This is a genomic window from Falseniella ignava (genome assembly GCF_002847645.1).
GTDB classification, from domain to species: Bacteria; Bacillota; Bacilli; order Lactobacillales; family Aerococcaceae; genus Falseniella; species Falseniella ignava.
The window spans coordinates 25,291-47,621 of record NZ_PKHE01000003.1; the positions used below are offsets into that span (position 1 = coordinate 25,291).

Annotated in this window: 22 protein-coding genes; 19 read left to right on the forward strand and 3 right to left on the reverse strand. The window is 37.8% G+C overall.

Annotated features, from left to right (window positions below; all coding sequences use genetic code 11):
- Positions 1-95 precede the first annotated feature (95 nt).
- Positions 96-1,031: a diacylglycerol/lipid kinase family protein gene (locus tag CYJ57_RS01725; RefSeq protein ID WP_006701106.1), complete on the reverse strand. Its 936-nt coding sequence runs from the start codon at positions 1,029-1,031 to the stop codon at positions 96-98.
- Between the two features lie 373 nt (positions 1,032-1,404).
- Between CYJ57_RS01725 and alaS the strand changes: the two genes are divergently transcribed.
- The 11 genes from alaS (at position 1,405) to CYJ57_RS01780 (ending at position 10,592) form a co-directional block, all read left to right on the forward strand.
- The gene (alaS, locus tag CYJ57_RS01730) at positions 1,405-4,050 is read left to right on the forward strand and encodes an alanine--tRNA ligase (RefSeq protein ID WP_101953827.1); all 2,646 of its coding nucleotides are present in this window, start codon (positions 1,405-1,407) and stop codon (positions 4,048-4,050) included.
- 77 nt (positions 4,051-4,127) lie between these two features.
- Positions 4,128-4,379: an IreB family regulatory phosphoprotein gene (locus CYJ57_RS01735; protein ID WP_006701108.1), complete on the forward strand. Its 252-nt coding sequence runs from the start codon at positions 4,128-4,130 to the stop codon at positions 4,377-4,379.
- A 1-nt stretch (position 4,380) separates the two neighbouring features.
- On the forward strand, positions 4,381-4,821 hold the full coding sequence (gene ruvX, locus CYJ57_RS01740; RefSeq protein ID WP_101953828.1) for a Holliday junction resolvase RuvX: 441 nt from the start codon (positions 4,381-4,383) through the stop codon (positions 4,819-4,821).
- A gap of 12 nt (positions 4,822-4,833) precedes the next feature.
- Positions 4,834-5,193: a DUF1292 domain-containing protein gene (locus CYJ57_RS01745; protein WP_101953829.1), complete on the forward strand. Its 360-nt coding sequence runs from the start codon at positions 4,834-4,836 to the stop codon at positions 5,191-5,193.
- A gap of 139 nt (positions 5,194-5,332) precedes the next feature.
- Positions 5,333-6,529 carry an endolytic transglycosylase MltG gene (mltG, locus tag CYJ57_RS01750; RefSeq protein WP_101953830.1) on the forward strand — a complete coding sequence of 399 codons (1,197 nt, stop codon included), beginning with the start codon at positions 5,333-5,335 and terminating at the stop codon, positions 6,527-6,529.
- A gap of 17 nt (positions 6,530-6,546) precedes the next feature.
- A complete protein-coding gene (gene udk, locus CYJ57_RS01755) occupies positions 6,547-7,176 on the forward strand; it encodes a uridine kinase (protein ID WP_101953831.1) in 630 nt (209 codons plus the stop codon).
- A gap of 80 nt (positions 7,177-7,256) precedes the next feature.
- Positions 7,257-7,742 carry a transcription elongation factor GreA gene (gene greA / locus CYJ57_RS01760; protein ID WP_101953832.1) on the forward strand — a complete coding sequence of 162 codons (486 nt, stop codon included), beginning with the start codon at positions 7,257-7,259 and terminating at the stop codon, positions 7,740-7,742.
- Between the two features lie 63 nt (positions 7,743-7,805).
- The gene (liaF, locus tag CYJ57_RS01765; RefSeq protein WP_101953833.1) at positions 7,806-8,552 is read left to right on the forward strand and encodes a cell wall-active antibiotics response protein LiaF; all 747 of its coding nucleotides are present in this window, start codon (positions 7,806-7,808) and stop codon (positions 8,550-8,552) included.
- Positions 8,549-9,637, forward strand: coding sequence for a sensor histidine kinase (locus tag CYJ57_RS01770; RefSeq protein ID WP_101953834.1), 1,089 nt, complete (start codon positions 8,549-8,551; stop codon positions 9,635-9,637). The genes liaF and CYJ57_RS01770 overlap by 4 nt, the downstream gene beginning before the upstream one ends.
- The gene (locus CYJ57_RS01775) at positions 9,612-10,241 is read left to right on the forward strand and encodes a response regulator transcription factor (protein WP_101953835.1); all 630 of its coding nucleotides are present in this window, start codon (positions 9,612-9,614) and stop codon (positions 10,239-10,241) included. Before CYJ57_RS01770 ends, CYJ57_RS01775 begins: the two co-directional genes overlap by 26 nt.
- A 33-nt stretch (positions 10,242-10,274) precedes the next feature.
- Positions 10,275-10,592 carry a HesB/YadR/YfhF family protein gene (locus CYJ57_RS01780; RefSeq protein ID WP_101953836.1) on the forward strand — a complete coding sequence of 106 codons (318 nt, stop codon included), beginning with the start codon at positions 10,275-10,277 and terminating at the stop codon, positions 10,590-10,592.
- Between the two features lie 63 nt (positions 10,593-10,655).
- Here CYJ57_RS01780 and CYJ57_RS01785 read toward each other — a convergent pair whose 3' ends face one another.
- Positions 10,656-11,363, reverse strand: coding sequence for a histidine phosphatase family protein (locus CYJ57_RS01785; protein WP_101953837.1), 708 nt, complete (start codon positions 11,361-11,363; stop codon positions 10,656-10,658).
- Between the two features lie 121 nt (positions 11,364-11,484).
- Here CYJ57_RS01785 and CYJ57_RS01790 point away from each other — a divergent pair, with 121 nt between their 5' ends.
- The 4 genes from CYJ57_RS01790 (at position 11,485) to holA (ending at position 15,030) form a co-directional block, all read left to right on the forward strand.
- A complete protein-coding gene (locus CYJ57_RS01790) occupies positions 11,485-12,444 on the forward strand; it encodes a YihY/virulence factor BrkB family protein (protein ID WP_101953838.1) in 960 nt (319 codons plus the stop codon).
- A gap of 1 nt (position 12,445) precedes the next feature.
- A complete protein-coding gene (locus CYJ57_RS01795) occupies positions 12,446-13,624 on the forward strand; it encodes an FtsW/RodA/SpoVE family cell cycle protein (RefSeq protein ID WP_101953839.1) in 1,179 nt (392 codons plus the stop codon).
- Positions 13,625-13,644: 20 nt separating this feature from the next.
- Complete coding sequence (locus tag CYJ57_RS01800; protein WP_101953840.1) at positions 13,645-13,935, forward strand: glycine cleavage system H family protein; 291 nt, start codon at positions 13,645-13,647, stop codon at positions 13,933-13,935.
- 111 nt (positions 13,936-14,046) lie between these two features.
- Positions 14,047-15,030: a DNA polymerase III subunit delta gene (gene holA / locus CYJ57_RS01805; protein ID WP_101953841.1), complete on the forward strand. Its 984-nt coding sequence runs from the start codon at positions 14,047-14,049 to the stop codon at positions 15,028-15,030.
- Between the two features lie 52 nt (positions 15,031-15,082).
- Here the strand turns inward: holA and rpsT are convergent, their stop codons facing one another.
- Positions 15,083-15,334: a 30S ribosomal protein S20 gene (rpsT, locus tag CYJ57_RS01810; RefSeq protein WP_006701123.1), complete on the reverse strand. Its 252-nt coding sequence runs from the start codon at positions 15,332-15,334 to the stop codon at positions 15,083-15,085.
- 119 nt (positions 15,335-15,453) lie between these two features.
- Between rpsT and uvrB the strand changes: the two genes are divergently transcribed.
- The 4 genes from uvrB to pnp all read left to right on the forward strand — a co-directional run bounded on the left by uvrB (position 15,454) and on the right by pnp (position 22,320).
- Positions 15,454-17,448 (forward strand): excinuclease ABC subunit UvrB, encoded by a 1,995-nt coding sequence (uvrB, locus tag CYJ57_RS01815; protein WP_101953842.1) that lies wholly within the window; start codon positions 15,454-15,456, stop codon positions 17,446-17,448.
- A 77-nt stretch (positions 17,449-17,525) separates the two neighbouring features.
- Entirely contained in the window at positions 17,526-19,586 is a 2,061-nt protein-coding gene (locus CYJ57_RS01820; protein WP_101953843.1) for an acyltransferase family protein, read from the forward strand.
- 172 nt (positions 19,587-19,758) lie between these two features.
- Positions 19,759-20,028, forward strand: a complete 270-nt coding sequence (gene rpsO / locus CYJ57_RS01825; protein ID WP_006701126.1) for a 30S ribosomal protein S15 — start codon at positions 19,759-19,761, stop codon at positions 20,026-20,028.
- A gap of 189 nt (positions 20,029-20,217) precedes the next feature.
- Positions 20,218-22,320 (forward strand): polyribonucleotide nucleotidyltransferase, encoded by a 2,103-nt coding sequence (gene pnp / locus CYJ57_RS01830; protein ID WP_101953844.1) that lies wholly within the window; start codon positions 20,218-20,220, stop codon positions 22,318-22,320.
- Positions 22,321-22,331: the final 11 nt, after the last annotated feature.

Consider the following 22,331-nt stretch of genomic DNA (forward strand, 5'->3'; position numbering starts at 1 on the left):
CTATAAAAAAATTATTTTCACAATCAATTATCGGAACAAATCACTAATATCCGTTAATTAAAGCTTATAATTGACTTATCTTACAGCCTGATTTTTTATAAATTAAATGGATAACGGGCAACGTGACACTCGACAGTGTAAGTTTGCGGGTATAGCACTTCACCATCGACTTGACCTATAACAGGATGCAATACTTCTAACGTTAAATGTTGCCCCTTTAAATGTGTTACATTAGGTGATGTCCGCTGATTTTTTGAGATTAATACTTTATAAATCAATGGTAGCGCACTGCTTAAAGTCACATCGTGGAATAGGGTGAAGTTAATTTCATCATTGGTTGCGACAGCAACATCGGAAATTCGAATGCCACCGCCATTGTATGGGGAATTAATAATGGTAGCAATATTCACCTGATCAAATTGAAAAGGCTTACCATCGAGGGTCCCTTTTACACTGAAGTGTGGAATTGATCTTAAACTTGGGAAAATGGCTGAAATATAATTTAATCGGAATTTTTGCAACCATTTCGCAGCTGCGGAATGGCGTTGTTTTTGAACATAATAATTGATCAGGCCATCAAATCCAAATCCCATATTGTTCAAAATTAAGTGCGATTTTTCTTCATCATCAAGTTGATAGCGAATCATAGGTATCTCTGTTGCGGGAGCATTAAAAGCGATTTGCTGGATCAATTGTTCAATACTTTTATCTTTTAACCAGGTTCGATGGAAATCATTCCCCGTTCCTCCCGCAATGTAGGTGATGGGGATCTGGAAATGATTTTGATAAAGTGTGTTCACAACCTGATGGAGCGTACCATCCCCTCCGATTACAATAATGTGAGGGTGTGTTTCGTCGAATTGCTCGATAATTTTTTGAGTAATTGATGAAGCATGTGTCGCATAATTCGTCCGATGAATGATATAAGCAAGTTGTAGCCGATGCAGTTCTTTTGTTACTTTTTCAAGTTGTTTCTCAGCGTAACCATTTCCCGCTGCGTAATGACAAATAATTTGGATAGTCTTGTCCATAAGTCACCTCAAAATAATCAATCTGATACTATTATACCTAAAGTGATGTAAAAATGTATAAATTCGTGTGAATAAATGGAATCCATCGTAAAAGTATTGATTTTTTTAGACATAAACCCTATAATTAAAGCCAATGAGACTATGTTTATTCACAATTAGAGACATTTCATTGGGTGAAAGAAATGACGAATAAATGCTCCTCATCGTACTAATTGAAAAATTAGCGTGTGATTGGCGTTAACAATCCTAAAGATTGACACAATGAGTTGTTATAAGTAAGGTGGTACCGCGTTAGAACGCCCTTACGTATAGCAACTCTTATTTTAATCTTATCGAGATATAACATGAATTAAACTGATTAATGGAGGATGTTATGAAGCAGTTAAGTAGTCGTGAAATAAGAAGTATGTTTTTAGATTTTTTCGAGCAAAAATCACATTTAGTGATGCCAAGTGCATCATTGATTCCTGTGAATGACCCAACGTTACTTTGGATTAACTCGGGTGTAGCAACATTAAAGAAATATTTTGATGGAACAGAAGTTCCAGAAAAACCACGTTTAACTAACGCACAAAAGAGTATCCGAACGAATGATATTGAAAACGTAGGTTATACTGCGCGTCACCATACCTTATTTGAGATGTTAGGGAACTTTTCAATTGGAGATTACTTTAAAGAAGATGCGATTCATTTTGCTTGGGAATTTTTAACGAGTGAGGAATGGTTAGCATTAGACCCTGAATTACTCTATGTGACTTATTACACTGAAGACGAAGAGACCAAGCAAATTTGGGAACAAGTGCCAGGATTTAATAAAGAGCACCTTGTGGCAGAAGAAGGGAACTTCTGGGATATTGGCGCTGGACCATGTGGACCAAACACAGAGATTTTCTATGATCGAGGGGAAGTATATTGCGATTTAGCTGAAGGTGATCCTGAGAATTATCCAGGCGGTGAGAATGAGCGCTGGTTAGAGATTTGGAACTTAGTTTTCTCTCAATTTAATCATATGCCAGATGATACATATGAACCGCTACCTCATAAGAACGTCGATACGGGGATGGGGCTTGAACGCCTTGTTTCTGTCATTCAAGATACACCGACAAACTTTGAGACGGACTTATTTATGCCAATTATTCAAACGATTGAGACATTATCAAATCGCTCTTATGCGGACGCAGGTGAATTACAAGTAAGTTTCAAAGTAATTGCCGACCATATTCGGGCCGTCACCTTTGCAATCAGTGATGGTGCATTGCCTTCAAATGAAGGTAGAGGTTATATTATTCGTCGTCTCATTCGTCGAAGCGTCATGCATGGACGTCGTTTGGGAATTGATCGTTTATTCTTAAGCGAACTTGTTCCAGTAATTGTCGAAGTAATGGGATCTTACTACACTGAACTCGAAGATAATCATGCATTTGTTGAGCAAGTCCTCCGCCAAGAAGAGGAACGTTTCCATGAGCGAATCGAAGAAGGGGAAATTCAACTTCAATCTGTAATCGAAGAATTGCAAGCGGAGAATGAAACGGTGATTCCAGGAGAGAAAGCATTTATTCTCTATGATACATTCGGCTTTCCTTATGAGTTGACTGAGGAATTTGCGAAAGAACATCATTTAACGGTCGATCGAGCAGGGTTTGACGCACAGATGGAAGCACAGCGTGAAAGAGCACGTAGCGCACGTTCAAAAGAAGATAGTATGTCAGTGCAATCCGATGTTTTACAACAGATTGATAGTGAATTTGAATTTGTTGGTTATCAGCAACTTAATGCCGATGCAACGATTATGGCAATTGTTCAAGATGATCAATTGGTGAATCGACTTAATCCTGGTCATACAGGTTGGGTTATTTTTAACCGTTCTCCTTTCTATGCTGAAATGGGAGGACAAATTGCTGATCAAGGTGAAGTCTATGATGGTAATGAAATTATAGGACAAGTTTCGGATGTACAAAAAGCACCGAATGGACAGTATATGCATCGAATCGAAGTATCAGAATTGCCACTCGTTAAAGGACAATCTTACACGCTTCAAGTAGACGCAAAATATCGCCATGCAACGAATAAAAACCACACTGCAACTCACTTGTTACATCGTGGATTGAAGAAAGTATTAGGGGAACATGCGAACCAAGCAGGGTCTTATGTTGGACCTGATCGTCTACGCTTTGACTTCTCTCACTTTGGAAAAGTGACGGATGATGAATTAAATCAAATTGAAGCTTATGTAAATCAAATGGTAAATCAATCAGTGGATGTTGTTACAGATGTGATGCCAATCGAAGAAGCGAAAGCAATGGGTGCGATGGCACTTTTCGGTGAAAAATACGGAGACGTAGTACGGGTAGTCAATATTGCAAATGATTCCATTGAGTTATGTGGGGGAACCCATGTTAGCAACACCAATGATATTGGTACAGTAAAAGTTATTAGTGAGTCGGGGATTGGCGCTGGAATCCGTCGAATCGAGGCCTTAACTGGACAAGCGGCGATTGAATACTATCAAAATCAGAGTGAATTGCTTGAACAAATTCAAGAAGAATTGAAAGTTCAACAAGAAGACCAACTACTTGCTCGCATCCACCAGTTACAGACAGAACTCAAAGAAGCTGAGTCAAAAGTGGAATCTTTAACTCGCAAGATGATGCAACAAGAATCTGAGACACTCTTCCAACAAGTAGAAGAAGTCGCAGACTTAACTTATCTTACAATCAAGTTAGATAATCAATCGGTTGATGTGATGCGCAGTCTTGGTGATGAGTGGCGCCAACGAAAAGCTTCAGACATCCTAGTGATTGTGTCTGATCAAGGGGATAAAGCGAATTTATTAGTTTTAGCGGATAATAAAGCCATCGAAAAAGGGATTAAAGCTGGTGATTTAGTAAAACCACTTGCGAAATTAATCGGCGGTGGCGGCGGTGGACGTCCAGACATGGCGCAAGCTGGTGGGAAAAATCCAGCGGGAATTCCTACACTTTTAGATCAAGTTGGGGCACAAATTCAAAGCTTAGTATAAAATTAGGCATCATTTAGATTTTTGTGGTAAAATGTAGATTAAGAATTTGTTTTAATAAGAAGAAAGGTCTGGTGCATATGCAATCATTAGATGAAACAATTATGTTTAAGCTCGATGATTTAGAACAACATACCGTTCGCGAGACGTTGGACATTGTTTATCATGCCTTAAAAGAAAAAGGCTATGACCCAATTAATCAAATTGTAGGGTATCTTTTATCAGGCGACCCAGCATATATCCCACGTCATAAAGATGCACGGAATTTAATTCGTCGACATGAACGTGATGAGATTTTAGAAAAATTAGTCGAGTACTATATCGCAAAATAATATGAAATCAAACTATTCTCGAATCATGGGATTGGATGTAGGATCTAAGACGGTTGGTGTAGCAGTCAGTGATTTGATGGGATGGACAGCTCAAGGATTAGAGACGATTCGTATTGATGAAGAGCAAGAAGACTTTGGCTTTGACCGATTGCTTCAGTTAATTGAAGAAAACCAAGTCAAGACGGTTGTCATTGGACTTCCTAAAAATATGAATAATACATTAGGACCGCGTGCTTTAGCTAGCCAATCTTATGGTGAAAAGTTGTTACAATTACTGCCAGAATTAACGATTCATTATCAAGACGAGCGTTTAACAACCTCCCAAGCTGAGCGAATGCTAATTCAAGAAGGGAACGTTTCACGCAAAAAGCGTAAGCAAGTTATTGATAAAATAGCGGCTGTAATTATTTTACAAAATTATTTAGATGCAAATACAAACTAGGAGTGTATAGAGATGACCGAAGAACATAAACACGAATGTGGTTGTGGACATCACCATCATCCAGATGAAGCACATCATGAATGTGAATGTGGCCATAATCATGAAGAAGAGTTAATTACGATCATTGATGAAGAAGGTAATGAGACTTTATACCATATCTTATTCACCTTTGATTCACAAGATTACCAAAAAAATTATGTTGTAGTATACCCACATGGTACGGATAATGATGATGAAGTAGAGATTCAAGTCTTTTCTTATAAAGAAGACGATGATTTAGCAGGCTCACTTCACCAGATAGAATCTGATGAAGAATGGGATATGGTTGAAGAAGTTATTGCTACTTTTATCGATGAAGAAGAAGCTGAATAAGCGAGGGTAAAATTAATAATCAGTCCGGGCAATGATTGTCCGGACTTTGTTTATAAAGCTTAAAAATGAAGTAAGTCTAGTTATTAGACTGTAATTCTGATATAATTTCACCGACGATGATGAAAAGGAGGATCCCTTCATGAGATCTCGTAATCAATTGAAACAACAAGCGCAAAAAGTAGAAGAAGCAAGGATGAAAGAACGATTATGGACGACACGAATCGTTCGGATCATTATGCTGATCAGCTTGCTTACAGTCTTGATTGTCAGTATGTTAGGCTACCGTTATGTAAAAACAGCTTTAAAACCGGTAGATCCGTCAAATCATCAAGAGGTTGAAGTAACCATCCCTTTCGACAGTAGTAAACGCAGTATTGCAGAGCTGCTAGAAGATGCGGGGATTATTCGCAATGCCGATATCTTTCATTTGTTTTTAAGAACACAGGGAACTCGTGGGCTTCAAGCAGGTCACTATCAGCTGTCGCCATCGATGAATGCCCAGCAAGTATTGGAGCGATTAGAGGAAGGCGGCGAGCCAATCTTCGTTGATGCGGACACGACACTTACCGTGGTAGAAGGAGCGACCGTCGAGCAGATTGCAGAGCTAGTTGATGAAAATACGGCAATTTCTAAAGAAGAGTTTATTCAAACTGTTCAAAGTAAAGAAACAATGAACCGACTGGTTGCCAAGTTTCCAACCTTGTTACAAGGTCTAACGGAAATTGAGGGGTTGAAATATTCACTAGAAGGCTATTTATATCCAGCGACGTATGACTATTTTGCGGGGATGTCTGCCTATGAATTGATTGAACAAATGGTTGAATCGGCAAACTTAACTTATCAACAATTGGTCGAAGATTTATACAATACCGAATTGACTTACCATCAAATTTTGACATTGGCGTCAATTATTGAGCGTGAAGCCATTACTGCTGAGGATCGAAAATTAGTCAGTGGTGTATTCTACAACCGAATGGCCATCGAAATGCCTTTACAATCAGATATTACGATTTTATACGCATTAGGTGAGCATAAAGAGTTTGTTACTTATGATGATTTAGAAGTCGACTCACCGTATAATACGTATCAACATATTGGCTTACCACCTGGTCCAATGAATTCGCCAAGTTATTCTGCAATTACAGCGGCAATTTATCCAACGTATTCAGATTACTATTACTTTGTAGCAGATATTGATACACAAGAAGTCCACTTCTCTCAAACGCAAGAAGAGCACGATTTATTAGTAGAACAATACGTAAATAACCGTGATACTCAAGAAGAGACAACCGATGAATCTATAGAGAGTGAAGATACACAAGAAAACCAACAGTAAAAATATGGAGGAACTCAATGACGACGAAACCGATAGTAATTGGTGTTACTGGCGGATCAGGGAGCGGTAAGACCAGCGTGAGTCAGCAAATATTGCGTAATTTCCAAGGATATTCTGTAATGTTACTCGCACAAGATAATTATTATAAAGATCAAGCACATCTTGCCTTTGAACAACGACTTCAAACGAATTATGACCATCCTGATGCATTTGATAATGACTTGTTTGCTAAGCATCTCGCTACTTTAATTGATGGAGGTGAGATTGAGATTCCAATTTATGATTATTCACGCCATACGCGTTCTGATGAGACTCGAATGGCACAATCACACGATGTAATTATCGTGGAAGGAATTTTGATCTTATACTCCCAAGAGTTACGTGATCTGATGGATATTAAAGTTTACGTGGATACAGATGATGATATCCGATTAGCCCGACGGATTTTGCGTGATATTAAAGAACGGGGCCGGTCCGTTGACTCCGTTATTCAGCAATATGTTGACGTTGTAAAACCGATGCACCATCAATTTATCGAACCTACGAAACGATATGCTGACCTTATTGTACCTGAGGGAGGCTATAATACGGTCGCGATTGATTTACTATCTACCAAGATTGAACATTTTTTACACAATATCAAATAAGAATAACTTGAGAATAAGATTGAAATTCAGCAATGAACATGGTATCTTATTCTCAATGTTTTATTAAGAGGAGAATTTAAATGGTTGAAAAAACATATCCAATGACCCTTGAAGGGAAAGCGAAAATTGAGGCAGAATTAGAAGATTTAAAGGTCAATAAACGTATTGAGATTATTGATCGTATTAAAATTGCTCGTAGTTTCGGTGACTTATCCGAAAACTCAGAGTATGAATCTGCTAAAGATGAACAAGCTTTTGTTGAAGGGCGTATTTCGACATTAGAAAATATGTTACGTTATGCCGAAATTATTGATGATAAACACATTGAAAAAGATGTTGTTTCGTTAGGACGGAAAGTGTCTTTTAAGGAAATTCCAGATGGGGATGAAGAAACATATACGATTGTTGGGAGCGCTGAAGCTGACCCCACTGAATTTAAGATTTCCAACGACTCACCGATTGCCAAGTCCATTTTAGGACACAAAGTAGGCGACAAAGTTACGATTCAAACGCCAGGTGGCTCATTCGATATTGAAATTACTCGTGTAGAGTCATCGGATCAATAAACTTTCAAACTTGCTTTTATTTTTAAAAGCAAGTTTTTTAGCATTTTAGGTAGGAGGTGTCGAATGAAGCTAGATCGTCGGAATGTATTAATTGCAGTCATACTGAGTCTATTATTATTATTTTATCAATTAGTTTATAATTTACCGGGGCTTACAGCCGTTACGGTAGGGTTATTAATTATGATCGTAACCTTATTTATTAAAAAATCCTTTTTAATCATTGTGGTTAGATACTTAAGTTTATTAATGATATTTGTCGGTTTATTCCTTGTACCTTCATTTTGGGCAATGTTAGTGGTCTTATTGATTTTTTATTTATCCTTTCGAAGTGAGGAAGGTCATCTATTGATGAATCTATCCGATGCCTTTATACTCTCACCACAGCGACCACAAATTTATCAAGGGGTTGTTTTAAAAGAACCAATCATTTCACAGCAACAGACAATCGATAAGCGGTCCGTTCAAGAGCTTTATGGCTCTGACTCGCAAGATTATGCTTGGGATGATATTAATATTGTCTATTTTGGTGGTAGCCAGATGATTGATTTTGGTAATACTGTAATACCAAATCGTGAGATTACCGTTATTATTCGAAAGGTATTAGGACGAACACGTGTAGTGATTCCGAAAGATATTGCATTAAAAATTCATCTCAGTAGCGTAGTAGGTGAAGTTGATTTTCAATCAGAACGTTACGAATTGATGGCAGAGTCTTTGAAATGGCAAAGTGAAAACTATACTGAAAAGACCCCCCGCATCAACTTGATGATTTCTCAAGTATTTGGGAATATTGAGGTGATTTTAGTATGAATTTTAAATTATGGTTTAAATTTTTTAGTATTCAATGTTTATTTTTAAGCGGATTAGTAGGTTTATTACTCGTTTTCAGTTATGTTTATTATGATTGGGATCGAGTCATGACTTTATTGCAAACTCAAGTTTGGCACTACCCACTGTATATCATAATGCTAGCAAGTATTATAACGTTAAGTATCGCGTTCGCAACGTTATTTACACTAGATGTTGCCAGACCCTTTGATAGTATTAATGCCCGGCTCAATTGGTTAACGCAAGGGCAATACCATCAACCAGTTTTTGGTCAAGAAATTCCATCGAGTCAGCAAATTCAAAGCCTCTATTTAATTAATCAGACGATTTTAGGGTTACGTGATCAGTTGGGGCATCTGTCTAGTGAATTGCAAGAATTTACTGCCGGGCCTACTTTTGTAGGTGAACACACCGAAGAAGAAATTATTGAGCGTGAACGCCATCGAATTGCGCGTGAGCTGCATGATTCAGTGAGTCAGCAATTATTTGCTGCGACAATGTTAATTTCAACTTTGAATCAACTGAGTCAACGTGAAGGTCTCGAGATTGCTAATCAAGTTCAGTTAATCGAGCAGACAATCGGGATGGCTCAAACTGAAATGCGAGCGCTCCTACTTCATTTAAGACCAATTGATTTGGCAGACCATAAATTAGAAGTCGGAATTGAAAACTTATTAACTGAATTACAGACAAAAGTTCCTATGAAGATTCAGTGGAACCTTGGAGAGACGCAGCTCGAAAGCGGGATTGAAGATCATCTGTTTCGAATTGTGCAAGAAGCCATATCCAATGCGATGCGTCATGCAAAAGCGACACAACTTGAAGTCTTTCTAGAACAAACACATGGGTTGGTAACTTTAAAAATTTCTGACAATGGAATTGGTTTTAATGTGGAAGAAGGACTGAATAAAGGCAATTATGGTCTTCGTAATATGTCAGAGCGAGTCAAAAGTATGGGAGGACAATTTCAGATTAAAACGGCCTTGAACCAAGGAACCGTGATTGAAATTAAGTTGATGGTCACAGAAAGGAAAACGAAAGATGATCAAAGTGTTATTAGTGGATGACCATGAGATGGTTCGATTAGGACTGGCTTCTTATTTGAATATTCAAGAAGATATCGAAGTGATTGCTCAAGCCCATAACGGTCTTGAAGGGTACCATAAAGCACTTGAATTGCATCCTGATATTATCTTAATGGATTTAGTTATGGATGTGATGGATGGTATCGAAGCAACGCAACGAATTCTAGCTGAATGGCCGGAGGCGCGGATTATTATTTTGACATCCTTTATTGATGATGAGAAAGTCTATCCTGCGATGAAAGCTGGTGCAAAGAGCTATTTATTAAAGACCAGTTCGGCTGAAGAAATTATTAGTGCAGTACGTCAGACAAATGCGGGGGAGCAAGTCATTGAACCGGCCGTTCAAGACAAAATAAATGACCAAACATATCGTGATAGCCAGCAAATGCCTCATGATCAATTGACAGAGCGCGAAAAGGAAGTACTACTTTTAATTGCAAAAGGGTATACTAACCAAGAAATTGCTGATCATTTATTTATAACTTTAAAAACAGTAAAAACACATGTTTCAAATATCTTGGCAAAACTTGAGGTAAATGATCGGACCCAGGCAACGATTTATGCTTTTCAACATCATTTAGTGTAAGATAGAGACGAATCAAAGATAAAGGAGCAAACTATGGAAGTAAAAGTGAACGCACAAGCAGAGCAATGGTTCCACGAGCAGGTGGGACTACCTGAAGGACAGTCACCGTCAATAAGATTTAAGTCTAAATTATATGGTTCGAGCCCATTACATGAGATGCTCGCATTAATCTTTGAAGTGACCGATCCAGTGGACCCTGTGGCACAATTTACGGGAGAGAATGGCTGGGTGTTCTTTGTTGAAAAGGAAGATGCTTGGTTTTTTGAAGGACATAACTTAATTGTAGAATATGATGAGGAGCTAGACGAACCCATCTATGCTTATGAAAAAGATGGAGAAATCAAACGATAATATTTAATAAAAAGGCTGCGATATTTTTTCGCAGCCTGTTATCTATTTTATAGTTCATCAAGATTATGAATGTTGTGAAGCTTCTTCTGCTTCATCTTTAAAATGATTAACTTGGTTATAGACTTCTAATTTAAATTGTCCCTTATGGTACTTAACAATCGATACAGAGGCATTTTTTAATGCGTCAGTTTGGTCAAAGTCGGCTACCAAACCTTCAATCAAGTTACGAATGGTCAGACCATGACAGGATACTAAGACATTATGTCCAGTTCCAGCATGACGATTGAGTAATTTGAGCAAGCCAGATTCAACACGGAACCAAAATTCAACATAATTTTCTGCATGGGCGTATGGGTCTTTTGCCTTCATTGTATTTAGCAGATGACGAATCTCAACATCACTTCCAGTAGGAATATCATGTTGAATTCGCGCGTGGTCTTTAATTTTTGGCCATACATCTTCAATCGGTAAGCCTTCAAAAGAACCAAACCATACTTCTCGAAATTCAGGCATTGGGATAATTTCTAAACCATCAGAATGGTGGTTTTCCTCATGAATAATTTTGGCAGTATCGATGGTACGGCGCAAATCACTTGAGTATATTGCATCAAAATGAATGTCTGCAAGACCGCGTCCACTTCGTCTTACATCTCGAATTCCTTCTTTAGTAAGCGGTGCGTTGGACCATCCTTGCATTCGCTCATATAAATTAAAGTAGGTTTGACCGTGACGGATAAAATAAAATGTCACACCTTGATCATTACTTGGCATATAATCTCCTCCTTATAGACCTATTATAACGTGATATGAGAGTGGTGTCTAAAAAATGTATGTAATTAGATGAATCTATGATATGATTTGTATCGTCAGTAAACTAGGGAAGGAAAGTTAGATGAAAAAGAACCCAACATTACAACGACTGTATTTGACATTTCAATTGAATAAATCATCAGTCAGCTTTGGACGTTATTCTGCCGAGTTATGCTTTTACATTTTATTCGCATTATTTCCACTCATGCTTGCACTGGCCAATTTAATTGCAGTCTTACCTTTCACACACCAAGAAATTCTTGCGTTTATTAGTAAGTTATTACCTGATGAGATTGAGCATTTTGTAATTGGTCTGTTAACCCAATATTTATCAAGTACCAGTTCAAGCGCATTCTCACTCAGTTTATTAATTTCATTATGGCCAGCTTCGAATGTATTTAACACATTACAACGGCTGATGAATCGTATATATCGTTCGCCGCAACGCAAAAATTTTATTGTTGCTCGAATTTTTGCTTATATTTTTACGGTACTATTAGTGATAGGAACAGTAGTTACAACATTTTTCATTGTCTTCGGTGAGCAATTGATTATATGGTTGTACTCACTTTTTCAAGTCGAGTTATTTCTATTAACATTTTTATCGCAACAAGGTTGGATAATTGTTATAATAAGTATGTTTATGATTTTACTTATGATTTATCACTTTATGCCAAATGTTGACTGGCCAATGAAGTATGCCATACCTGGATCCATTACAGCTTTCGTTGGCATTGCATTAGTTACTCAACTATTCCCAATTTATCTTTCATTCACGAATAATAATTTAACCCAAGATACAATCGGGGTAGTGATTATCTTTATTATTTGGTTATATTTAATTGGGATGGTCCTAGCATTTGGAGCGTTTGTCAATATTTTTTATTATGATTACTCTACCAAATCATTAAATCAATTAATTGCGGAAACTCGGACCACAGATCATTATTTGGTATCTAGCGAAAGTTACAGCCCATACTTAAAAGCACAGGCACTAAATCATTCTATTCAAGTAAATCCACCAAGAAAGGAAGCGAGATAATATGTCATCAATTAGAGAACTACATCGTGACAATGAAAATCGAATCGACTATGGCATTATTCTCAATGTTATGATTTTAGCCATTATTGGGATGCTAAGTGTTTACAGTACGACAGCAATGATTCAAGGTCAAGGGATTGTTCCAACGTTATATCATGGACTTTGGTATTTGATTGGGGCCATTATTATCATTGTAATTATGCAGTTTGATGGTGAGCAATTTTGGAAACTATCCAATGTCATTTATGGCTTTGGTATTTTTCTTCTCATTTTAGTATTGCTTTTTTACGACCGTGAATTAGCAATTGAAACAGGTGCAAAAAGTTGGTTTGCCATTGGGGGATTAACATTACAACCTTCAGAGCTCTTTAAACCAGCTTATATTGTATTTCTTGCAAAAGTTATTACATCGCATAACAATAAATATATTCACCGTACACTTAAGACGGATTTTATGCTTTTAGGAAAAATCCTAGCTGCTGCAATCGTTCCAGTCATTTTAATTCAATTGCAAAATGACTTAGGGACCAACTTAGTTATTTTAACGATTACGGCCGGTATGGTATTGCTTTCGGGAATTAGTTGGCGAATTATCGTCCCAATCGCAAGTGTCGTTATTTTTATCGGTGGTGGTATACTACTTGTAGCCATTTTCTTTCCAGACTTTTTAACAGATAACGGTATATTGATGGATTATCAATTAAAACGAATTACCATCTGGTTTAGCCCATTCGAAGATACGCAAGGAGCAGGATATCAGTTAGCTCAAAGTATTAAAGCGGTAGGCTCGGGGATGTTATTAGGTAAGGGTTTTGGACAATCTGAAGTGGTCGTTCCAGTTCGTGAATCTGACTTTATTTTTACAACGATTGCTGAAAATTTTGGTTTTGTGGGAAGTGCCTTTTTATTATTAATCTATTTTGTGTTAATCTATCAAATGGTACAAACTTGTTTTAAAGTTAAAAATGAATATTATACTTATATTGCTGCAGGCGTTATTTCGATGATTTTATTCCACGTATTAGAAAATGTGGGAATGACAATCGGATTACTCCCAATTACGGGGGTGCCACTTCCATTCGTATCTCAAGGGGGTTCGGCATTATTAAGTAATATGATTGGAGTAGGATTGATTCTATCGATGCGCTATCACTATCGTAGTTCGATTTTTGAAGAGTAAAGAGAAATGGAGATTAAATAATGTTAGATAATTTATGGATTGAAGAAAAAAACAATATTTTACGCATTGGCGTTAATGAAATTTTTCAGGAAGAAGCGGGAGACATCGCCTATGTTAGCATCGCTGATTTAGGTGAAATTAAGGAAGATGACACACTATTCAATGTTGAAGCAGCAAAAGCCGCGATTGAAGTGCCTTCGCCATTTAGTGGACGGGTTGTGGCGCGCAATGACCAAGCTGAACTTAAGCCGTCAATGCTGAATTCAAGCGAAAAAGAAGATAATTGGGTCGTTGAAATTCAACGTTCTTAGTTTGATTTAAAGGTATCGTTTCAGGTACCTTTTTTCTGTTCTAACGATATTTTTGGTATAATAGAATAAGAATATTTATTGAAGATTTTCATGTAAGGAGGCGAGGGGAAGATGGTACAACCTATTTATATTCTAGAAGGTGATGAAGCTTTTTTAATTGAGCAATTTTATCAGCAGATTGCGCCAGATTCGGCACTGGATTCGGAATATGAAGTCATTTCAATGGATTTAGAAGAGGATTCTATTGAAGCCATGTTGAATGAAGCAGATTCTTATAGTTTTTTTGCTTCTAAGCGACTGATTACCGTTCATCATGGAGCAATCCTTTCGAGTCAAACAAGTCTTAAGATGAGCGATACGGATAAAGAAAGACTCAATACGTACTTTAATAATCCCAATCCCTCGAGCGTGGTTATTTTTCATCACGGTACATCCAAGATCGATGGACGCAAAAAATTAACGAAAGTTGCCAAGAAACAAGGTTATGTTGTCGATGTTACGTCTCCGGATGAATCAAAGGTAAAGCAATATCTTCAACAATATCTTGCTAATCAGAACTTCCAATTATCGGCACATTTAGTGGATAGTTTATTAGTGCGTGTATCTTATTCATTAACCCAAGCCATAGAGGAACTTAAAAAGTTACAATTATATGCGTTATCGGGTAATGAAATCGATGAAGCAACATTAACTCAGTTGGTGCCACGTACGATGGAGTCCGATATTTTTAAATTAACCAATGCACTATCAGCTAAGAAATATTCCGAAGCCATTCAAATTTATGAGGATTTGATTTTGTTGAAGCATGAGCCAATTGCAATTTTTGGTTTGATCATTTCCCAATTTCGCGTTATGTTACAATCTTACATCCTTCAACGTCAAGGTTATCAACCGAGTGATATTGCCAAATTATTGAATATCCATCCATATCGAGTACAAATCGCTTTACAAAATGCACGTCATATTTCTCTATCCTCACTGAAAACTTTTTATGATTATTTAGCGGAAATTGACTTTAAATTAAAGACGGGTGTAGGCATGCCTGACAATCACTTTTATTTATTGATAACGCAGTTGCATCAATTGTATCAATAAAAAATCCGAACACGAATGTGCTCGGATAGCTTCTTTTGAACCATTGAAATTATTATTTAGCATAAGTTGCTAAATTTGATTTTAGACGTTTGGCTTTGTTGGTATGTATAATACCATGACCTGCGGCGATATCAATACTTTTCACTGCGTTAGTTAATAATGCTTGTAAATCACCTTCGCCAGTCTCAACGGCGTTTTTGTATTTTTTGATATGTGTACGCATTTCAGATAATTTAGCGGTATTTTTTTCAGTACGCTTGATTGTTTGACGTGTGCGTTTAATTGCTGATGGATTGTTTGCCATAATTGTCACCTCTTTCTTAGATAAGTCTTATATTAATCATTTAGGTCGACAGAGTCAACAGACAATATTATACATGAATACTAGGACGTATTGCAAATTTTTTTAAAGGAATGAAATCAATGGAATACAACGAATTTAAATTAAAAGCTCCTTATCAGCCCAGTGGTGATCAACCTCAAGCCATTGAGCAGCTCGTCAAGGGGATTCAATCCAATGAAAAAGAACAAGTGTTGCTCGGTGCAACTGGAACAGGGAAGACTTTTACGATTGCAAATGTGATTCAAGAAGTTAATAAACCTACTCTTGTTTTGGCACATAATAAGACCTTAGCGGGGCAACTTTATAGTGAATTATTAGAGTTTTTCCCGGATAATGCGGTCGAATACTTTGTTTCTTACTATGACTACTATCAACCGGAGGCATATGTTCCGTCTACGGACTCTTATATTGAAAAAGAAGCGATGGTTAACGATGAGATTGACCGTCTGCGTCATTCAGCGTCATCTGCTTTATTAGAACGAAATGACGTGATTGTAGTGGCTTCTGTCTCTTGTATTTATGGATTAGTCAATCCCGAAGAGTATGCCAACCATGTTTTATCAATTCGAAAAGGACAAGAAGTCAGTCGTGAAGCTGTGATGAAACGATTAGTTGAAATGCAATTTGTGCGAAATGATATTGATTTTCAACGTGGAACTTTTCGGGTACGTGGTGATGTTATGGAAATTTTTATGGCATCACGTGAAAGTGAAGTCATTCGGATTGAATGGTTCGGCGATGAAATTGATCGAATTCGGATGGTAGATGTCTTAACAGGTGAGATTCAGCGTGAGTTAGAACACTATCCAATTTATCCTGCGACTCACTTTGTGGCGGATCAAGAGCAGACTTTACACGCCGTTGATACGATTCGACAAGAATTGGAAATGCGACTGGAAGAACTACGCTCCGAAAATAAGTTACTTGAAGCACAAAGATTAGAACAGCGCACGGTCTATGATTTAGAGATGCTCCTTGAAATGGGCTATTGTTCAGGAATTGAGAATTACTCACGGCACTTAGACGGGCGATTACCTGGGGAGCAGCCATTTACGTTGTTGGATTTCTTCCCAGATGACTTTTTGATTGTCATCGACGAGTCCCATATGACCATGCCTCAAATTAGAGGGATGTATAATGGAGACCGAGCTCGTAAACAACAACTTATTGACTATGGATTTCGTTTACCAAGTGCTTTAGATAACCGTCCTTTGACCATCGAAGAGTTTGAAAAGCATGTACATCAAATTGTATATATTTCGGCAACACCCGGTCCATATGAATTAGAGAAAACCAATGGGCACTATATTGAACAGATCATCCGTCCGACGGGATTATTGGACCCAATTATTGATGTTCGACCAATCCAAGGTCAAATCGATGATTTGGTCAGTGAAATTCGTCAACGTACGGAACGCAATGAGCGTGTCTTTATTACAACGTTAACGAAGAAAATGTCGGAAGATTTAACAACCTATCTGAAAGAATTAAATATTAAAGTGAAATATTTACATAGTGATATTAAGACATTGGAACGAACGGAAATCATTCGAGATTTGCGTCTAGGAACCTTTGATGTATTAGTAGGAATTAACTTACTGCGAGAGGGGATCGATGTCCCTGAAGTCTCACTAGTAGTTATCTTAGATGCCGATAAGGAAGGGTTCTTACGTGGCGAGCGCGCGTTGATTCAGACCATCGGGCGAGCTGCGCGAAACGAGAACGGGCATGTCATTATGTATGCTGATCGAGTCACCGAATCGATGCAATTTGCGATCGATGAAACGCATCGTCGTCGCGAGATTCAACAAGCATACAATGAAGCTCACAATATTACACCTAAGACGGTGAAAAAAGAAATTCGTGATTTAATCCGTATTTCACATGAGGTCGCGCCAGAAGAACAAGAGGAGAATTTCTTAACACAATTCAAATCACTATCGAAATTGCAGCGTGAAGAAGAATTGGAGCGAATGGTTTTACAAATGCGTCAATATGCGAAAGATATGAATTTTGAAGCCGCTGCCCAGTTGCGAGATATTATTTTAGAATTAAAAGCATCTTATATGAAATAATTGTTTCAAAGCTGTTTTATATTTAATAGCAAAGCGTTATACTTAGAATTAATGATTTTAGAATTGGAGGGAGACAAATGCAACGAAAACGCGTGTTAAGTTTTGATGGATTGAAAGGACTGGCAATTATTTCAGTCATTGCTTATCATTTGTTTCCATCAATTTTTCCGGGTGGGTTTTTACTTGTTAATACATTTTTAGTGGTCGGAGGATATTTCTTTGCTCGTAGTTTTGAGAAATTGCAAAGTTATGATGCACCATTGAACTTTTCAGGATATGGACAGTTAATATCGAAAACGATTCAGCGTCTATTTTATCCATTATTATGGATGATAATGGCAATTGTCATTAGCTGGCTTTTTATTCACCCAGTTGCGTTAAAGTCGGTTCGCAATGACTTGTTAAGCGGATTATTTTTCTACAACAATCTTTTTCAAATATTTTCGGACCGATCCTACTTTGTTCAAATGACAAGCGCTTCGCCGTTTACCCATTTGTGGTATGTCGCAATTTATATGCAGTCGCTTGTGATTGCCAGTATCTTAATGATGGGCATTCACCAATTTAAATTATCAATTCCATCTAAAGGAATTATTTGGATTGTAATTGCTACGATGTGTCACACTTTGGCGATATTTATCTATCAGCCGGGGAGAGATCCGAGCCGCGTTTATTATGGTATTGATACTCGTTTTGCTTCGTTTGCTTTAGGTATTTCGACGGCTTATATGGTGCCGACCCTATTGAATATACTGTATCGTTTTAAGTATAAACAGTGGGTTTATCATCTTCTCGCTTTAGCTTCACTCGGTGGTGCAATTGCATTGGTCTTTACCCAAAATGACCGTTCTGATATTACTTATATGTTATGGATGGCTGTCTATAATTGGATTAGTGCGGGGTTGATTATAAGTATCACCATTGGTGCACCAATATTATCACTGCTTCTCTCGGTGAAGCCTTTGTATTTATTAGGTCGACGCTCTTATTCTTATTATCTATGGTACTATCCAATTATTATCTTCTATTTAAGCCAATATCGTCGTTTAGGGGAAAATATTCATCTAATTGCGGTGGCATCAATCGTGACAATTCTTCTAATTGGTGAGTTGTCTTACCGTTGGATTGAACAAGATCAATTGAATATTTGGTTTGGAACTCATTGGGATTGGAAACAAGACAGCCAAGAAATTATTACATTAATTGAACAGCGTCAATGGTTACATATTAAATTTATTAAATTCTTTGGTTTTATTGTCCTATGTTTATTGTTTATTCGGGGTCTCATCGCTTCAGCTAACGATAAGTCATTAGCAACGTTTGACCTAGAGTATCGCTTGTATCAACAGAGCGTTCATGTACAATCGGATGATGTTTACCCAGCAGCTCGAGAATTAGTTAAGACGCAAGAATTTATAAAGGATATAGATCAACAGTATCAAACGCTTCTTTCAACGGAACTTGTCGTACAAGATCCAATGAAACAATTGGCTGCGATTTTAAAACAACAACCGGAAGTTGATTTATCGATGATTGATAATTTACTTGCCGAACACGAAGAAGCTTTTGAAAATGCTGAAGTGTATCATCCAATTGTATTTAACGAACTAACTTCAAGTGAATTGCTCTTTGCAACTGAAGTTCCAGTAACAATCTTCGGAGATTCATTAGCGTTTATTACGGGACCTTATGCGATTGATGTTTTCCAAAATGGAAATTACTTTGGTGAAAGTAGTCTTCAAATATGGGATGCTCTACCGATGTTAAGGGAATTGGTTCAAGAGGGCGTGGTGAAAGAAAATGTAGTTGTTATTTTAGGAACCAATGCTGGTTTAGACCAACCTGCGGTGGATGAACTGATGGAAATACTAGGTCCTGATCGCAATGTATTCCTCGTCAATACCAACTCACGGGTTTTCCATATTAAAGAAGTTAATGATATTATTAAAGCTACTTCGGAAAAATTCCCGAATGCCTATGAAGTAGACTGGTATAATTATCAAAAAGGGAATCCAGATTGGTATACCTTTGATGAGATTCATCATAGTGAACTCGGTATGGAACACTTTATTGTAATTGTAACTCGTACGATGTATCAAGTGTTCGGAGTTGATTTTATTACGAATTTAAATCAGTAGACACGAAAAAGGCTTGCAATCCTTTGGAAAGTTTAGTACATTAATCAAGTAGTCATTCGTTGCTGATTCCATCCGATGCTTGGCTAATTTTTTTAAAGAGGACCTCTGCTCAGATAAACGATTCACTCGACGTTTTTCTTGGCTGAGGATTATGATAGAAAGGGTGATAAAGATGGCTATTTCAGCAGAACGTAAGCGTGAAATTATCGCAGAATACGCCACACATGAAGGAGATACTGGTTCACCAGAAGTACAAATTGCTTTATTGACAGAAGATATTAACTCTCTGAACGAGCATATTCGTACACATAAGAAAGATTTCCATTCATACCGTGGATTAATGAAAAAAATCGGTCGTCGTCGTAACTTATTAGCATACTTACGCGACAACGATGTAAGTCGTTACCGTGATTTAATTCAACGTCTTGGATTACGTCGTTAATTTAGTGAACTCTTCCTGGTTATTCCGGGAAGAGTTTTGTTATTTTATAGCGTTATAAGTTTAAACTATGCTACAATAAGCGTATCAAGGATGCTTATTTTACTACTATACAAGTATGAGGCAGTTCCGTTGAGGTGCTTGATATTTGTTTAGTAGTGAATTAGCACGAAAAATTGAAGGAGAGATGTAATGTTCGATAAGAAAGTATATGAAACAAAATGGGCTGGCTGTCCGCTCATTGTTGAGATAGGTGAAGTTGCTCGACAAGCTAACGGAGCTGTTTTAGTACGCTATGGTGATACTGTAGTGCTTTGTACGGCAGCCGCATCAAGTAAACCTTCAGCAATGGATTTCTTCCCATTGACGGTAAATTACGAAGAGAAGATGTACGCCGTTGGTAAGATTCCAGGAGGATTTATTAAACGTGAAGGCCGTCCTTCAGAGCATGCAACGTTAACCTCACGTCTTATTGACCGACCAATTCGTCCGATGTTCCCAGAGGGCGTGCGTAATGAAATTCAAATTATTACGACCGTATTGTCGGTTGATAATGATTGTTCACCAGAAATGGCCGCGATGCTAGGAGCATCACTTGCTTTAGGCGTGTCAGATATTCCATTTAACGGTCCAATCGCAGGGGTTCAAGTAGGTCGTGTCAATAATGAATTAATCATTAACCCAAGCGTTGATCAAGCAGCTGAATCTGATATTCAACTGACAGTAGCTGGGACAGAACAAGCCATTAATATGGTTGAGTCGAGCGCCAAACAAGTTTCTGAAGCGGAAATGTTAGAAGCTTTATTAAAGGGGCATGAAGCGATTAAAGAATTGATCGCATTCCAAAATCAAATCATTGCGGATTGCGGAAAAGAAAAATTTGAATTATCTATTGTAAGTCACGATGAACAAATTATTGAGGAAGTTCAACAAGCTTACCGTGAGTCGATGCTTCAAGCGATTCAAGTTCAAGAAAAATTAGCTCGGGAAGAAGCTATCGCAGCAGTGATGGAAGAAGTTCGTGAAAAATACGAAACGGAGTATGCGGATCATGAAGATTTAGAATCCATTATCAAATCAGTGAATGAAGCGACACAACGTCTTGAGAAAGAAGAAATGCGGAAACTGATTACGATTGATCGGGTTCGTCCAGATGGCCGTCAAGTGGATGAAATTCGTCCACTTGCATCACGCGTAGGAATCTTACCTAGAACGCATGGTTCAGGTTTATTCACTCGTGGACAGACTCAAGCTTTAACGGTGGCCACTTTAGCACCACTCGGTGAATACCAAGTCATCGATGGATTAGGCGTTGAAGAAGGTAAACGATTTATTCATCACTATAATTTCCCACCATATTCTGTAGGTGAAACTGGAAGAATGGGAAGCCCAGGCCGTCGTGAAATTGGGCATGGTGCTTTAGGAGAGAAAGCATTAAATGAAGTGATTCCAGATGTCGAAACTTTCCCGTATACGATTCGTTTAGTATCCGAAGTATTAGAGTCTAATGGTTCATCGAGTCAGGCTTCAATCTGTGCTGGGACATTAGCATTAATGGATGCAGGTGTACCAATTAAAGCACCTGTAGCTGGGATTGCGATGGGGCTCGTGATGAATGGTGAACATTATACGATTTTGACAGATATTCAAGGTATGGAAGACCACCTTGGCGACATGGATTTCAAAGTTGCAGGAACTTCTGAAGGAATTACAGCCTTACAAATGGATATCAAAATCGAAGGGATTACGAGTCAAATCTTAGAAGAAGCCCTTGAACAAGCACGCCGTGCACGGTTAGAAATTTTAGATAATTTAACGGCGACCTTGCCAGAGCCACGTGCAGAGTTAAGTCCATATGCACCGAAGATTGATATGATTCAAATCGATCCAGATAAGATTAAAGTTGTAATCGGTCGAGGTGGCGAGACCATCAATAAGATTATTGATGAAACGGGTGTTAAAATTGATATTGACGATGAAGGTAATGTAAGTATTGCCTCAAGTGATCAGGCGATGATTGATCGTGCTAAGGAAATTATTGATCAACTGACACGCGAAGTTAAAGCCGGAGATATCTATCAAGGTACTGTGAAGCGGATTGAGAAATTCGGTGCCTTTGTGGAAGTCTTACCAGGTAAGGAAGGACTTGTTCATATCTCTGAATTAGAGCATCACCGTGTTGGACGAGTAGAAGATGTATTATCGCTTGGCGATCAAATTGAAGTTAAAGTGACTGAAATTGATGATCGCGGCCGAATTAATCTTTCCCGCAAAGCATTACTTCCAAAAGAATAGAATGCATTTAT